The sequence below is a fragment of the Bradyrhizobium sp. CCBAU 45394 genome (genome assembly GCF_028128655.1).
Lineage (GTDB): Bacteria > Pseudomonadota > Alphaproteobacteria > Rhizobiales > Xanthobacteraceae > Bradyrhizobium > Bradyrhizobium diazoefficiens.
The window spans coordinates 1-15723 of record NZ_LBIX01000131.1; the positions used below are offsets into that span (position 1 = coordinate 1).

Here is a 15723-nt window from a genome sequence, read left to right on the forward strand (position 1 = left end):
TCATCGCAATGGACTTCCACCATCTATTCCTTGCCGGTCTCCCGGCGCACCCAAAGTAGTGCTAGCTAGTCATCTGGAACGCAAGTTCGTCACATTATTGATAGCTCGAATCTCTTCAGAGAAGAGTGCTCCTGGCGAATGCAGGAGCGAGGCCGTGAAGGATCGGATGTGAGGCGCGACGCAATTGCGACCTTGCCCGCCTGGTCGATCAAGCCATGGTTACCGAGCCGTTCTCGTCGCGCAAGCCGCCGTACTTGGCGGTAAGGCTGCGGGTAGGGACGGCTCGGCCGCCGTTGGCCCGATAAAACCTGTTGAGCACAAACGTGGCGCGGACGGACCAGTGGCGGATCCAAACCGGGATCACGATGCGTGGTATCAGCTCTTGCGCGCCGTTTCGCCCCTTATGCGCTTGTCTCGGGCGATCCGCTCTGTCTCGGCGGCTTTAGCTTCATCGCTGGTGCGCCAGCTGCCGGTCAGAACTTTGGGTAGAACGTCATCGAGTTGCATCGTCAAACCGACAAAGGCGATGCGGCCGTCACGGTCGACGACGAACGGGGTGGGAATCCCGACACAACGGCTGGGATGTAACCAAAGCTTTTCCATTTCGCGTGTGAAGTCGACCCCGATCCGGCGATCTGATTGATCCATGACGCGGAAGTCGGCGTGAAGTGGACATTAGTGCGGCCGGCGAGCGAGCCACGCGTTGATCTTGGGTGTCTTGTGGGTGGCTAGTTGTCCATGACGATATGGACAGCGAGCCCCTCAGGGATTTGAGCGTCGATCTCTTTGAGTAACTTCAAGAACTCGACCGCCCGATGGCGCTTGTAGCATTTGCCAATGACAAAGCGGAAGCGACATCGAGCGCGGCAAACAGCGCGGGCAAGTTCATCTGAACACCTGGATCGGGTGCCGAACGAGCATCATGGTCACAAGTGGTATCATCACATCTCCAAGCAGCCAATGCCGCTTGAACGGTTTTATGAAGAAACGATGTAGACTTTCCCGCAGCACCTGGTTGCAGGCGTCCCTGTTGTCGCGCCTGAAACCACCGACGTCTTGAACAAGACAGCCAGAGCCGCAACCACGTCCATAGCAGTGCTCAGTATGGCAGCGCTCAATAAAGAGAAGATCTTGCCGGCGTCCGCCAGAATGCTCTCACCATTTTTGAGCGGTGCGTTGGTGTGTGAGAACGTGCTAACGCTAGTCATGGCCTCGATGATGCGAACGCGACCGTAGCGATAAGATCGCGTCAGCGAGGGCAAAGATAGCTGAAGCGCGCAATCCGAGGTAGCGTGTTCAATGAGGAAGACAGCAGATAAGCGGCAGCATCGTGGCCTCGTCGTGTAGCGAAATGGGTAGCTGGCCATCAACTCACCGACGAACTCGCCGTAACTGCAACACTTCTATGAAAGCATGGGTTTCACATCGGCTGGAGAGCGGAGAAGACGGAAAGCTCCGTGGCCTGGCTAACCGTACACATGACTCCGGCGCCATCGAGCCCTGGGGCCTTATCGCCAATGCGGCGGGAACGATTAAGCCCTCAAGGGAAGTGGAGGATCGACTCCACGAGATCCGGACCGGATTGGAGGGCTCATCCGGCGTCCAATTTGTCTCGCCCTCTGAAAACGTCGCAGACGAGGTGGTGTCAGTCTTGAGAACCCTTCATGATCCGGACTACCTTGATGCACTCCAGCTCACGCCGCATCCACAAGAGCCAGAAATCACAGAGCTTGCCACAAGATATGCCGCGCACGGAAGGAGCCCCGGACGCCGGGACTCCCCGAGCCGACGGTGGGGTATATCGACCAAAGGCATGGAATAAGCTGAATTTCGAAACAACAAAGCCGGTTGGCGAAAAAAAACTCCTTGAAGGCGTGTATGATGCGGGGGTTGCTTACAGCAGAGCGGCGCTCGAACATCCCGACAAGCTCGAGATCTGCAGAAAATCGGTGAGGTGGTGACGACGTGGCTGCTATACGGCCCACGTCCCCGCTACTCAGATACGATCATGCCAGCCTCTATCCTGAGTTGCATGGCGTGCTGCCTTGAACATATCACTACAACATGAACGAGCACCGTCATGACCTCACCCCCTCCTAACGCGCGAACGAAACTTGTCATTGCTGCTCTGACGATCGCTGCGTTCGCTATCGGCCTGGACACGTTTGTCATCATTGGAGCGCTCGATGTAATCTCGCGTGATTTTGCGATTTCAACCGGCGCGGCGGGTTGGCTGATCTCGATTTACGCGCTCTGCTACGCCGTCTTCGCGCCGCTGAATGCCTGGATGTTCAAGGCCATGAGCGGCCATAATGTTCAGATTCTGTCCGTTTCGATCTTCATCATCGGTAACCTGATCTGCGCGATCGCTCCGAACTTCCTAACCCTTGCTGCAGGCCGCGTCATTTCGGCCTACGGCGCGGCGATGTTCACCCCGTCGGCTACCGCGCTGGCCGTGGAGCTCCTGCCGCCAGCCCGCAAAGGGTTCGCGTTGTCTCTCATCTTTGGCGGCATGACTGTTTCACAGGTTGCGGGCGTTCCTGCCACAAGCTGGATCGCAGATGCTATCGGCTGGCGCTTCTCATTCGGTTTCGTCGTCATTGCCGGGCTTCTCGCATTGATAATCTTCGCCCCGATGATGTCCGGAATAGCTACCAAGGCGCCGGAGCGCGGAGACGGCCCAATCTCGAAAGGCCTCTCCAAGACCATCTACGGTATCCTTTCCGTGACGCTATTCATCGTCGTTTCCGAGTTCATCGTTTACTCCTATGTGAGCGTCTTCATCATCGGTTCTCTGCTTGCCGGGGTGCCGCTGCTCTCAGCCGCACTATTTGCCTACGGTTTCGGAGCCGTGACGGGAAACGCTGCGTGCGGCGTTCTGACTGACCGTTTTGGCCCGTATAAAGTTCTCATCGCGGTTGTAGGCGCACAACTCATCCTGCTCGTAGGTTTGGTTGCGTTGGGACAGCATGGTGCCCTCACCGTGCTCATCGCCTTCTTTTGGGGTAACGTGAGCTACATGTATCTGGTCCCGATCCAGCACCGGCTTCTCGGTCTGGCCGGAGATAGGTCGAAGCTGGTGCTGGCAATGAACAGCTCGACCACCTTCGCGGGGATCGCCATTGGGGCTTTTCTCGGCGGCATCCTTGTCGAGACTAGCGGCGTCGCGTCTCTGGCTGCGGCATCGATCCTGATCGGTCTCATCGGCATCGGGCTGGCTGTTGCCTTCATGCGTGATGCAGCACCTGCAGAAGCCGCGACTGCAGCATGTCCGAGATGATATCGGTCAACGATCGAGTTATTGCCGTCCCAAAATTAAGAACGCTTGCGCACACCCGCGACAAGATTGTGAAGGAGATCGGAAGCCTCAAACGGCATTTCCGCAGCGTGCTAAGCATTTGGATCGAAGCCGCACGCGTTCCGCGCTCGTACGAAACAACTAAGGGGCGGCCCCGGCGCTGCAAGGCGATGCAGGCTCGCTTCAACCAATTGGAGGCGGAGATGGACGCCTTCAAGAGCCAGCCGGTCTACGACCCGGCGGATATGGCGGCGGGATTGCGGGAGGAACAATTGATTTTGCCGCATCCGTGACTGCTTGCGCAGCGACGTCGCCGGACGAGGGATCGATGATTGATCGAGACAGCTCTCTTTGATCCGCGACTGCCTTTTCGAGCGCAGAGAGGAATTGCCGCCCCTCTTCTGTAATTCCCAGCCGAGAGCATCGGGAAGACAGACTTCGCCGAAAAGATGTTACGATCCGGCGCGCGTCGGTCAACCGCTTCATGCGTCGGCCCAGTCATGGCCGCTGTTCATCAGGATCTCCACGGCCCGTCGGACTTCGGCAACGGAAGCCCGCCTGGCGGGCGGGCCGGCCAGCACTTTCAGGAAGGTCAGCTGGAAGACACGTGCCGTGTCTCCGAGGGCTGTGCGGTTTGCGAGACGGCCTCATGGCGGGAAGAGACGGTCGAAAGGCCAAACGCCCGGCGCGCCGTGACAAGGCATCGCCGGACAGGTGCGAGAACACGCTTTGCAGAGATCAGTTTCCGGAGGCGAACCGGATCAGCCAACCCGGAGATCCTCAGCTGACATCTTGCCTGAACGCCCGGCCTTGAGCTGATAACTTACCCGGGCCCCCTCTTCGAGGGTGATGCAACCGGCCTTTTCGACGGCACTGATGTGCACAAAGACATCGGGACCTCCGTCCTCAGGCCTGATGAACCCATAACCTTTGGTCGAATTGAACCACTTCACAATACCCATTGCCACGGCGGCATCTCCTTAGTGAACCCTTGTGATCTAGCGAAGAGTTTCCCGGCAATCAAGATGGGCGGCAAGAGTCGCCCGGCGTCGCTGCGCTGGTCACCTGCTCTTTTTTTGTCGGTGGCTCTGGCTACCGCCGCATTGTGCAAACGACAGAAAGCGCCCTCACGTCGACGACACTTCGCTTCGAGGCTTCAGGATCTGGATGACGTTTTGACCTTCGCTTCACTCGTCGCTCGCTTCGGCTTACAGAAGTATTGCAGAGCCTCGAACACGCCGCGCTCATCCGGAGCCAAGCTAGAGCGGATGGGATTGATCGACGTTGAACAACAGGGCGGCCGTGAACTCCTTCGCGCGGCCTGGAGCAGGATCATCAATCCCTGCCATGCATTGAAGCTACGAGACTCAAGCACGAAGACAGTCGCAGGGCTGCACTTTAGCCGTACGCTTTTGGACGTCAGCCGCACGCCGGGCCATGTCGGACGAACAGGGGTCTGCCGAGACAATCCTCAAGGAAGCGCATCTTGCAACATACCGCCCCCTCGTCATGTTGCGTTTGGGAAGCCAGGAAACTCGCTCGCCACCGGTGGAGGCTGTTCAAACCGGTTAACTTGCGCATCTTACGAGCTTCATCGCGCCCGCCGGCGGCTCGTCAGCTCTCTCGCCTTGGGTTCGATGAATTCAGCTGAGCAACGTGAAGACGTTGAGATAACAATGGTCTCTATTTTATCTGCTTCGATCAGCCGTCCACAGAATTTACTCAGAACACAGCCGCTTCGATGCATAGGTGTATTCAAGGGCCAGTTGACGCGCATATTCCATGAGATTGGCCGCGGCGCTGTGTCCCCCATCGATGTTTTCGTAATAGAAGTAAGGCTGGCCCAGCGCGTCGAGCTTCGCGGCAGCCTTGCGGCCGTGCGCTGGATGCACGCGGTCGTCCTTGGTGGAGGTAAGAATTAAGGGAGCGGGATAGGTCTTGCCCGCCATCAGCTTCTGGTAGGGCGAGTAGCCTTCGATCCAGGCACGCTGCTCGGCAATCGCGGGGTCACCGTACTCGCCGATCCAGGAGGCGCCCGCGCCCAGTTTGGTGTATCGAAGCATGTCAAACAGCGGCACCTGGATGATCGCCGCGTTGAAGAGCTCGGGACGTTGGGTGATTGCGGCGCCAACGAGCAGGCCGCCCTGGCTGCCGCCAATCGCGCCTAGCCGGCGCGGACTTGTGATTTTCCGGCGGATCAGGTCCTCGGCAACGGCAATGAAATCATCCCAGGTCGTCTGCTTCGTTGCCGCCTGGGCCGCTTGATGCCATTGTGGGCCAAACTCGCCGCCCCCGCGCAGGTTCGCAACGACCCAGGCATTGCCCTGTTCGAGCCATAGCCGCCCCACCGGTCCCAGATAAGAGGGCAAAAGCGGAATCTGGAACCCGCCATAGCCATAGAGAAGTGTCGGGATTGTGCCGTCAAACCTTGCGTTCTTCGGCCGCACCAGAAAATAGGGAATTGACGTGCCATCACGCGAAGTGGCTTCGAGCTGCTCCACGACATGGTTGGACGCATCGAAGGCAGAAGGTGTCTTCTTCAATTCCTCGAGGTTTTTGCCTTCGGCATCAAAATACCAGACTGACGTTGGTCTGAGATAGCTCGAGACAGCGAACATGGCCTGGTCCGCTTCATCGGAGACGGTTGACAGGCTGACATTTGTATATTCCGGCAGCGGGATCGGCGTCGCCGACCAAGCTCCCTGATCGTACTTACAAACGAACGCTCTGCTCTGAACGTTCTCGAGGATCGTCATGATCAACAAATTCTTTGTGGCGCCTACCCTGCTCAGGGCCTGGCGGGGCCCTGGTTGGAAAACAAGCGAGGCTTTGGCGCGCCGCGGGTCCTGTTTCCATTCAGCCAGGTCATAAGAAATCAGCGATCCGGCGGCGAAGCTGATATCGCCGGGCGGCGTCCATTCTTCATCAAGCTTCACAAGCAGGCGATCACCCACTATTCCGATCATCGCGGCCTTCTTCGGCAGATTGAGCTTGACGGGCCCATCGGGGCGGAAGACCACATACTCGGACTCGAAAGAGCTGATCCCGCGGGCCGCGCCGGTCGCATGAATATGACCCTCGCTGTCACGAAGCACGAAGGGCTGCGTCCCAACGTCGGTGGGCTCGCCACGAAAGATCTCGCGAGCCTCACTGAGCGGCTGAGCGCGTTTGAGCTCCTTCACGACAAAGGGGTAGCCGGCCTGTGTCAAAGTCCCCTCGCCCCAGTCCCGTGCAACAAGGAGTGTGTCACCATCGACCCAGCTCACGTGCTGCTTGCCCTCTGGGAGATAAAAGCCGTCCGCAACGAAGGTCTTGGCGTCGCAGTCGAACTCTCGTATGGACGCGGCATCCTTGCCGCCATCGGAAAGACTAATCAGGCAGAGACGCCCTTCAGGCGGAAGGCAGCTGCCACCTTGAAAAATCCAATTCCTGTTCTCGGTGACGGCCAAGGCGTCCACGTCGAGGATGGTCTCCCACTGTGGGTCTTGGCTACGATAGCTCTCGAGCGTGGTGCGCCGCCAGACGCCGCGCACCTGGTTCTCGTCTTGCCAGAAATTCTCCAAACCGCGCCGCTCCAATGAAACATATGGGATCCGATCCTTGGCCTGCAGGATGGAGAGCGCCTGTTCGTAGAAGTGCCGATAGCGAGGATCTGACTGTAGCACCCTGAGCGTCTTCTCGTTCTCGGCGCGAGCCCAAGCCAATGCGCCTTGTCCTTCGATGTCCTCGAGCCAGAGGAATGGATCATTCGTCGTTGCCAAGGTCGTTCGCTCCTGTGAAAGCGCCGTGGACGTGGCGCTGGCAGTCGAAGGCAACACCGCGGAGAAGAGTGGTGGTGTATTCATGGACTTTCTCCCGATGAGATCGCCGGGCACGCTCGCACGCCTGGCGCGTCAAGCAGCAGCGGCGGAAAGCACGCAACGTATGACATAGCGCAGCTTGCGCCATGTTGTGGACCACTCACTGCAAACAGCGTGCCGGCTAAAGAGCCGCAAGTTTCAGCAGCTCCGGCTGCAGCACCATGTCCGCTTTCCGACACTGGTTGCCAAGCAGACACCGACAGCGTGGGGAACGACCAAAAGCTCGCTGGTGTCGACGCCACTTGCAGAAGCTTTTGAGATGCGGCTCTGCAACGCGAAAGGCCTGTGGTGCGAAGCTCGAAAAATTACGCACCGACGTCATCGCCACTAGACGGTAGGGTGAAGTTGTGCCGTATCTGGCACCTCCCGAACCGCCTTTTGCCCACTTGAACGCCGTGCCGCCCATATCAACCATGCACTCATCGTGCATCATGCCGTCGGCTGACGGATATAGTCTTGGCAAGTCCTTATCGACCATGGGGCGGCTTGCATCCAGACTCTTCTCGGTGATGAGTTCCATCGTCCAGGCCAGCGTGATGTCCGATCGGGCCCGGCGGGCACCGCAACGTTGGCGCCGGCCGCAGTTGATTCCGGCATGACAAGAGCTTCGGATCAATGCTGCGCATCCCGTTTGATAACAATTTGACTGAAATGGACCCGCGGAGCGAGACCGCTTGAACGGGTTTGTTAGTTGGAAACTGACCGCTCCTGATCCTTTTCTATCACGCTGCCAGAGTCTCTGTCTGCTGCAGTTGCTGTGGGCATGTGGTCAACGCGTCAGCGTTGTCCACCATGTCCACAGCCCTCGCGGCCTGCATCCGTTCGCGCCAAACCGCCATCGGCGTGCGATAGCCGTGCGCCTGATGAAGGCGACGATCGTTGTAGAAGGCGATCCAGCTCGCGACCCTGCCTTGGCCTCGCGGCCGTCGGCATAGCCCTTGAGATGTCCTCATGCTTGAGCGACCGCCACAGCCGCTCGATGAAGACGTTGCAGCTGCACCCGGGGCCGGGAGCGACATTGAATGATCTCTTACCTATCCTTCTCGCCCGAGCCGATGGGGCCGCTGGAGGGACTGCATTGTGCGAGATTGTCGACCCGATCCCGGTAGGACGATTTCTCATGACGAAAAAAACAACAGCATCGGCTCTCAAAGTTGTTGATTCTCGCCGCAATAGCGGTTTGCCGGAAGTGCGCGGCGCATGCGCAAGGGCGCCGCGCAAGGTAAACAATTGTGCTTGCTCCGGACCGTAGCGATATAGGTCTTATCACCGGAAGAGCACGATCCTTGTGCGCTCAAAAATTGAATGGAAAGTAAGACCATGACCACCTACCGCATTGATTGCGTCTAACCGGATGAGCGGCATGAGCACATCATGGATGTCGGCGGCCCCAAGCCCGAAGGAGGAAAGATGGCGGGGACAAGGTGGAAAACGTTGTCCGCGATATCGAGAACGAGCAGCACCGGTTCTACACGCAAAATGGCAATTCGACCGCTTGGGTTGCCGTGCGAAAAAGCTCGTCCGAACGCAAATTCATTCAGACCACGCAGATGGTCTCTGGAATGACAACTTGCTCGCCCTCGACGCGTGCTCGACCCACTTCAACAGCATACGCCCGCGAGCGGTTTCTCATCGGGAAGCGCGTGGCAAAGCAATTCTCCAGCGCCGATCGCAAAGATAGTTGCGCAGATGCCAGCAAGATAACCGAGCAGCGGTCTCGGCGCGCGGTCAGCTAGGAATTGATGCGCGGGTAACGGCATCGGGGGCAAGAGAGAGTGCGAGGCGCCGCAATCCAACGCGACTTGGCGGATATGCGCCGGATTCCGTTGACGAATACGAGATAAGAGCCGCGAACGTCACCTCAAGTTGTACAACATGATCTTTAAGCGACTCTTTTGGGGCTTCGATATGAAGAGACTTCTGGGACTTTTGCTGCTCGTCCAATCCCTGTTGTTTTCCGCTGAGGCCATGGCCCAAGGGCTTCCTGCTCCCTCATACTGGAAAAATGAACGAGGTTCGGAACTGTATATTTGGTCCGCCAATAGCGGGACAATACAAGGGATTTTCACAAACCATGCTCAAGGATTTGCGTGCCAGGGCATCCCGTATCCCGCATCGGGATCCCTTAGCCCGACCGGCTTGTATTTTGTTGTTACTTTTTCCCAGTGCAATTCCTTTACCCGCTGGGTTGGAAAAATTAAGGGGTCTCAGATTCCGACGTCTTGGACGCTGCTCTACGTTGATAAGAAAGGTAAGCTTAGCAGGCTAAAGGGCGCGGATATATTCACGCGTATATGGTAGTTTTCGATCTTCTCGCAATGCAGCTACTTAGATTTGAAAATCGCTCTCGCGAGGTTTGCATCCCAAATGGCGCGACTTGCTGAGCCGCGCCGGCGCCCGGATTTCGGCCTATTCTCCGGCCTCCTAGAAGCGCTGGAGCGGGCAGGCCGACCAGCGCCTTACCGATCCAGTTCCCGAGCAATAGCTTTCGGCGATTCCGTGGCGACGGTTGCAGACACTTGGCTAATGCTTCGGTTCGAAGCGCGCTACTCTGCGCTGGCTATCCCAGAGCTCTACAGGGTCGTCTTCGGGGAGATCCTCAGCGCGTGCCTTGGCGTCGTCCTCGGTGGCGCAAATTAGACCTATCGTCGGAAGATTTCGCCCTCGGATGCGAGGACAACCGCTCGAAATGTTTTCATCCGTCGGACTTACCACCTCTTTCCCGCCTTCATCTTTTCTGTTCAGAGCCTGTTGCTTTGCAGCGACAAACGAGGCGCGATCGGGTTGCGGAGACACCACCATCGATGCAGCACAGCAAAGACGGAGCGGTGCGTCAGGCACGGATCTCACGAGACCATCAAGCTGCATTGAGAGCCGTGGTAGTACGTGAACAAGGATACGACATCGCTCACCCGCTATCTTCCCTAGGCTTTTCTCGAGATCATTTTCATGTCACCTATTCAGGCGATCAAAGATTGGTATGTGTCCCTGGACAAAGAACTTCAATCGGACATCGCGTACATGTTCGTATCTCTAACCATCGGTGATCGCCAGGTTGCTCCCGCTGCCGCTGTTCGAAGGCTGCTGCAATGGTTTGACGTGCGTAGTGCAGGCACGGAACACGAGGATGCTTTAGCTGCCGTCACGTTTCGGGCTTCATTCGAATATCTGTTTGCCGACCGCTTCACGAGCGCCGGCTGGATTTTTCCGGAGCAGATGTTCAAGGACGTGATCCGCGAGGCTGCTGAAGGTAAAGAGGCAAGCAAGATTGCAACGAGCGCATTCCGGCTACTGCGGGACCTTCCGGACCGGAAAACGAAATGGAAAGAGGCGGGTGACAGGTGGAATGCCCTAATCAACTCGACACTCAACGATGATGCGCTGAGGCAGTGGACACAAGATCAGTTCCTGGCGAGCGACTTCGGGCTGACGCAAGACTGAAAACACCTCCCGCCATCCTCGCGACGCTGCGCGTGCCAGCTCTGTCCGCGCTTTGCGCGAGGCGTCGGCATGACGCTGCCTGCAGGTCGATAACTGCAAGGTGCGGTTGACGCAATTGAGGGGGCTTGTTGACATGACCAACGGAGCCGCAATCACTGAAGACAAGACGGCCAATCATTGAAGCTCGCCTGAACGGAAGCACGTAGAGTAATCCGTCCGGTGGCTCGGGGGCTCGTGAGACCAGAACAGGCAGTGCCGCCGAGCCAGCTGTCCCATGCATGAAACCAACAACTAACGTCCGCCATCGCAGACCGTGGCTATGATCATGCGGACTCGTGCTATGCCTCGGAGTTTCGCTGGCATGGCCCTGAAGACGGTTAAAGCCACTATGGCGGTCATTATGGAAATGGATACGATCACGCCATGCGCTCTGCTCTTGCGCCGCTGTAAACGTTCGAAGCGGGCAAATGCCCTACTTTGAGTGCGTCTGTCCCAACCGAGAACAGTTCCTAGTCACACCTCCTGCTGAATTTACGTCGGTCCCGAGACAAGCGGCATGCGCGCGTAACTATCACGGGTCGAGGCGCATACTGCTTGTCGGCGCAACTACCTGCCACCTGACCACCTGTTCGCAAGTGGACCTTCGCTCGCCATAAAGCCGATTGAACAGAAAGACAGCAGGAGACAGCTGTTTTGCGCCGATAATCGCCGTGACTGCAATGCTAAAGTTGGGCCTGCTAATTACACAGGACCAACATGGTCAGAAGCATTCGCAATACTGTGATGGTAGGAACTTTCCTCGCAGTCACAGCCGGCAGCGCTAGCTGGGATTTCCTGAATAGCTATTTCGCCTGCATCCTCACGCTCGCCGCGTCATTCGGTGCTGGCCTTTGGTTCGAGCGCGCCCTTATCAAACGCGCTCATCGCGAGATGACGCGCCTTCACGGCGCGGATTGGCGCGTCGGAGACCGCTAATCTAGCTGGCTCGCGTTTACAAAAAAGATCCGCCAACCGCTAAGGCAAACGAATGATAGTCGATCACATCAGCGCGAGCCTAGCCAGGCTCGAGGGGCTCCATCCAGAAGCGTTCGAATTTGCCCGGTCTGCTCCGGGCCGTCCGCTTGTGATCTTGGCCATCACAGGGACGTGGCGCCCTTCTTTGCGAGGAGTGCGAAAGCTTCGGGATGGTGATCGCACCAGGCCTGCAGCTCACAGCAGGAGGTGACGAACATCTCGAACGGCGCAATTTAAGGCGAACGATACCACGGAAGACCAACAAAGCCTGGCTGCGAGACATTCCTGGCTTGGAACAGGCGCCAGAATCTCACCTCGAAACGCACGAAATCCGCCTATGGACTTCTTCTATAAGCTAAAAAACGGATCGCCTCTTCATAAGATTCGGGACAACGGTACCGAGTGCTTCAGCATCATGCCGATAGCAGAAGGGGTCGATGCAATCCGCCGATTCCAACGCGTTGCTCACGATGCGATCGCCTACGCCAACGACGAGTACAAGGCAATCCCACACGAAACACACGGTTCGGCGTGAGGATGTTTGATGTCGTGGTAATCCAGAAAGTTTCGCCTTAAGAGCGCTGCCCCCGGTTGGCAAAGCTGGTTCAACAGATAGCTATTTGACTGAAGTATGCTCAGGAACCGATCCCGACCATGGAGCAAAGAAGACGACAAACGCCTTCTCAAGCTCGCTTCGAATCGTGAAACCGCAAAGCGGATTTCCATTCTACTCGAGAGAAGCGAAAATGCCGTCGCCCGACGGCTCAGTATATTGCGAGAGCGGTACGCAAAGTCGAAGGCGATGAGCACGCCGCGGAGTCCTACGCTGAGCAGCGATTGCGGACTAGGTCCGCGTCACTTAGCGCAACGCAAGACAAGACCGTGATTGCGTGTGAAAGGTCCGTCGATGCACCGATGAAGCGAGAGTCGCAGCCGCTGCTCAGGCTTACCATTCAAATTCGCTGCACTATTCCTGACGGTCATGCGAGAAATCGTTTGTTTTCAGCGCGCTCACGACGCGGTTCGCCGTCTCTCGGCAAGAACAAAAGATATCGAATTTGCGCTCTTGATTGGAAAGCGCAGTGCAATATGAAATCGTTCGACGATGTTACCAGACGGAATATCGCGGCGGCGTGCGCGAGCTTCAGGCGCCTGCCGCAGAGTGCAGGACCGGACCGACTCACGCGTACAGCGGTGGCAATCGTGCTGACCGCCTCTGGCGAGGGCCACGACATCGCCTTTCTCCTCACATTGCGCGCGTCAAGATTGCGCTCGCATCGCGGCCAGTGAGCTCTGCCCGGCGGACGCTGCGACGAAGGCGAGACGCCGGTCGAGGCGGCACGGCGAGAACTTGAGGAGGAGCTCGGGTTGGGGCTTGCGGGTGATGCAGTGCTCGGCATGCTCGACGATTATCCGACACGCTCCGGCTATCTGATCACGCCCGTTGTCGTATGGGTTGCTGATAGCGCCGCTATGGCGCCGAACCCGCATGAGGTCGCTCCGTCCTCCACATTGCGCTTCATACAATCGAACGTGAGGACGCCTTCGACTTCGTCACCATTCCCGAAAGCGAGCGGCGCGTGATCCCCTTTCATCATCGGGGGAGCCTGATCTACGCCCGACAGCGGCCCTAATCTGTCAGTTCCGCGAGATTCTGGCTGGGCGCGCAACCCGCGTTAGCGATTTGGAACAACCGATCGTCGCCTGGGAGTAAAGGCACTTTGCGCTGACACTTGGCATGGCGGCTCTCCGATCGTGCCGCGCACAGTGTGCGCCCTTGAGCTTGCCGCAACCGAGCCGTCGAGAATGTGGCGAACGCCCGGGGCGATGAGGGCGCCGCTCGCAGCGTCGCGCAAGAGTTGACTGATCTCACCTACTCCGTTGCGCCGGCGTTCATCGTGGCTACTCATGGCCCTCGTCTTTCCCGGAGAGCCTCCCGTTCATTTGTTGAAAACATCCCTGAATCTGGGATAGTCTTGGACGAATTCCTGCGCCGCGAGGCCATTTCGCGGTTAAATTCACCTCAGGCGGGTTCCGGTTATGCAGTACAATCGGATAGATGCCCGCATCCTCGAGATCGTGCAAAAAGACAACCGTCTCACGTCCGAAGCAGTCGGCGAGCTGGTCGGGCTTTCTGCCACAGCGTGTCAGCGGCGACTAAAGAGGCTCCGTTCTGAACGCATCATCGAGGCCGATATCTCGATAGTTTCGCCGAAGGCGGTAGGCAGACCTATTCAAATGCTTGTGCTTGTAAGTCTGGAGCGGGAACGTGCCGATATAATCGACAAATTCAAGAAGGCCGTTAGATCGTCAGTTGAAGTCGTCAACGGCTTCTACGTCACCGGCGATGCGGACTTTGTCCTTTACGTTACCGCCCGCACCATGGAGGATTATGAGGAGTTCACCCGGAAATTTTTCTATGTGAACCCTGACATAAAAGGCTTCAAGACGATGGTCGTGTTGGATCGTATAAAAGCGGGCTTTGCCGTACCAGTCGAGACTCCTTCGGAGGACTGACTACGGATTAAGGTTTTTCACACCGCGGATCGATGCGTTTACCCTTCTGCGCAAGCGCTTAATGACGCGCAGGCTCATCACTCTGAACACGTCTGAGACACTACCAAGAAGACACTACCGAAGCGCCGTTTACGGGTACGGAACGACGCGTTGGCTGCATTGTTCCCGTTCCGGTGTCACGACGCCGACATGCGCAGCGCGGTAGAGACGTGCGAGCGCAGCCTGGCTGAACGAATCGTTCTTGTAGTGGATCGGGCTCCACTCGTCTGTGCCATGCTCGGTATTGACCTGGTTGATAGCGGTCTGCACGTCGTCTCTATATTTTTGGTACTCTTCGACGTCGGCGCGTGAGGACGGGTCGATTTGCAGCAGCGAGATGCTCTGCGGCTCCTTCGTTAAAAGCTGATTGAACGCTTCGACCCGTTTATCGATGCCTTTCGTGTAGTCGAGCCGGTCTACGCCGATGGCAAACTTGGCGCCTTGGAAGTTTTGCAATAGTGACGAGACTTTTTCTTGCTCTGCGGGAGAGAGGTCTTGCGCAAGATACTCTGCGAACTGCTCGGGATCGATACCGATTGGGAACTTTTGAAGTCGCGTCTGGCCACGTTCTGTGGTCACAATGCCATCCTTGCCCTCCAGCGCGAAATGGGTTCGAAGGCAGGCCAGGAAATTGTTCAGATCCCGGTTCGTCTGAAAGCCGAGGAGATCGTACTTCAGCATCGATTTCATCAGTTCGCGATGGTTGGGTACGCACTCTATCATGTCGGGTGTGGGCCACGGCGTATGGAGGAAAAGCCGGTTGGCCGCTCAATGCCCAGGTCATGCAGATCGGCCCCAAGCGGGAGTAGATGATAATCATGCACCCAGAATGCGTCCCGATCTCGTACGTCGAAAGCCGCGCGCGCGATGAAGTCGTTGATCCTTCGATAGCTGCCATAATCCTCGTCCGAGCCCGACATCCGGTCCGGCAGGGAGTGCAATGCTGGCCACAGCGTTGAATTCGAATAACCCCGATAGTAGCCAGGATGGTCCGGGGCCGGCAGATCGAGCCTGGCGACGTCGCCTGCACCAGTCGGCACCAGTGGCAGGGGCCGATCCCGTCGCCGCGGGTCTCCGAAGAGCCTATCCAAACCGCGCCGGAACGTTCCACCACCGGCTCGAGGGCCGCGGCGAGCCCGCCGGTCTGGGGTTTATTGGGGTCGAAGGGTGCAACGCGGTTCGAAATGACGACAAGCTTCAAATCGGGTTGCTGGTTGACGGCATCAAGACGATCCTCCACCTCGTCCGATACACTAGGATCGGAAGGACCTGCACTAGCTTGTTGCTCTTGCCAGGTGCTGGTCAAAGGCCGCATGGCCTATAGTTTCATCTTGCTGGGTCGCGCCTGATGTACTGCTGGGATCCAACGTTGTGGTGTCGAGCGTGTCATGGATTCGAACCATCACGTAACTCCGTTTGACGATGTTTGCGTTTGATGCAGTCGCAGATCAGCCCCGAGATGTCTCCACCACGCCAGGATGGCAGGTCTAGCTTCGAGAAGCTGACCGGTCGAGCAAAATGGTCGGATTGCTGCATCCATCCAGGACTTCGAGG

At 57.5% G+C, this 15723-nt stretch carries 12 protein-coding genes and 3 pseudogenes; 8 read left to right on the top strand and 7 right to left on the bottom strand.

The window, feature by feature from the left end; translation table 11 throughout:
- Positions 1-408 precede the first annotated feature (408 nt).
- Together WN73_RS13225 and WN73_RS13230 are read right to left on the bottom strand one after the other, a co-directional pair.
- Positions 409-642, bottom strand: a pseudogene (locus WN73_RS13225) (TlpA family protein disulfide reductase); the annotation flags it as partial.
- Positions 633-877 (bottom strand): annotated as a pseudogene (locus WN73_RS13230) (transposase); the annotation flags it as partial. The pseudogenes WN73_RS13225 and WN73_RS13230, both read right to left, overlap by 10 nt.
- Positions 878-1664: 787 nt before the next feature.
- Between WN73_RS13230 and WN73_RS13235 the strand changes: the two are divergent.
- From WN73_RS13235 to WN73_RS13245, 3 genes are all read left to right on the top strand, one after another.
- Positions 1665-1961: a hypothetical protein gene (locus tag WN73_RS13235; RefSeq protein WP_271553170.1), complete on the top strand. Its 297-nt coding sequence runs from the start codon at positions 1665-1667 to the stop codon at positions 1959-1961.
- Between the two features lie 119 nt (positions 1962-2080).
- Positions 2081-3280 (top strand): MFS transporter, encoded by a 1200-nt coding sequence (locus tag WN73_RS13240; protein WP_271553172.1) that lies wholly within the window; start codon positions 2081-2083, stop codon positions 3278-3280.
- Positions 3268-3591: a hypothetical protein gene (locus tag WN73_RS13245; protein WP_271553174.1), complete on the top strand. Its 324-nt coding sequence runs from the start codon at positions 3268-3270 to the stop codon at positions 3589-3591. The genes WN73_RS13240 and WN73_RS13245 overlap by 13 nt, the downstream gene beginning before the upstream one ends.
- Positions 3592-4059: 468 nt before the next feature.
- Here WN73_RS13245 and WN73_RS13250 read toward each other — a convergent pair whose 3' ends face one another.
- The 3 genes from WN73_RS13250 to WN73_RS13260 all read right to left on the bottom strand — a co-directional run bounded on the left by WN73_RS13250 (position 4060) and on the right by WN73_RS13260 (position 7678).
- The gene (locus tag WN73_RS13250; protein ID WP_097669909.1) at positions 4060-4266 is read right to left on the bottom strand and encodes a cold-shock protein; all 207 of its coding nucleotides are present in this window, start codon (positions 4264-4266) and stop codon (positions 4060-4062) included.
- 750 nt (positions 4267-5016) lie between these two features.
- The gene (locus WN73_RS13255; protein ID WP_271553175.1) at positions 5017-7143 is read right to left on the bottom strand and encodes a prolyl oligopeptidase family serine peptidase; all 2127 of its coding nucleotides are present in this window, start codon (positions 7141-7143) and stop codon (positions 5017-5019) included.
- Positions 7144-7279: 136 nt separating this feature from the next.
- A complete protein-coding gene (locus WN73_RS13260; protein ID WP_271553176.1) occupies positions 7280-7678 on the bottom strand; it encodes a hypothetical protein in 399 nt (132 codons plus the stop codon).
- 1448 nt (positions 7679-9126) lie between these two features.
- Here WN73_RS13260 and WN73_RS13265 point away from each other — a divergent pair.
- The 5 genes and pseudogenes from WN73_RS13265 (at position 9127) to WN73_RS13285 (ending at position 14130) form a co-directional block, all read left to right on the top strand.
- Entirely contained in the window at positions 9127-9459 is a 333-nt protein-coding gene (locus WN73_RS13265) for an avidin/streptavidin family protein (protein ID WP_271553186.1), read from the top strand.
- A 648-nt stretch (positions 9460-10107) separates the two neighbouring features.
- Complete coding sequence (locus tag WN73_RS13270; RefSeq protein ID WP_271553178.1) at positions 10108-10599, top strand: hypothetical protein; 492 nt, start codon at positions 10108-10110, stop codon at positions 10597-10599.
- A 1351-nt stretch (positions 10600-11950) separates the two neighbouring features.
- Complete coding sequence (locus WN73_RS13275; protein WP_271553179.1) at positions 11951-12148, top strand: hypothetical protein; 198 nt, start codon at positions 11951-11953, stop codon at positions 12146-12148.
- 554 nt (positions 12149-12702) lie between these two features.
- Positions 12703-13327: pseudogene (locus tag WN73_RS13280) on the top strand (NUDIX hydrolase).
- Positions 13328-13653: 326 nt separating this feature from the next.
- Positions 13654-14130 carry an Lrp/AsnC family transcriptional regulator gene (locus WN73_RS13285; protein ID WP_271553180.1) on the top strand — a complete coding sequence of 159 codons (477 nt, stop codon included), beginning with the start codon at positions 13654-13656 and terminating at the stop codon, positions 14128-14130.
- 129 nt (positions 14131-14259) lie between these two features.
- Here WN73_RS13285 and WN73_RS13290 read toward each other — a convergent pair whose 3' ends face one another.
- Both WN73_RS13290 and WN73_RS13295 read right to left on the bottom strand, forming a co-directional pair.
- The gene (locus tag WN73_RS13290) at positions 14260-14892 is read right to left on the bottom strand and encodes a trehalose-6-phosphate synthase (protein ID WP_256380420.1); all 633 of its coding nucleotides are present in this window, start codon (positions 14890-14892) and stop codon (positions 14260-14262) included.
- Entirely contained in the window at positions 14889-15209 is a 321-nt protein-coding gene (locus WN73_RS13295) for a trehalose-6-phosphate synthase (protein ID WP_271553184.1), read from the bottom strand. The genes WN73_RS13290 and WN73_RS13295 overlap by 4 nt, the downstream gene beginning before the upstream one ends.
- Positions 15210-15723 lie beyond the last annotated feature (514 nt).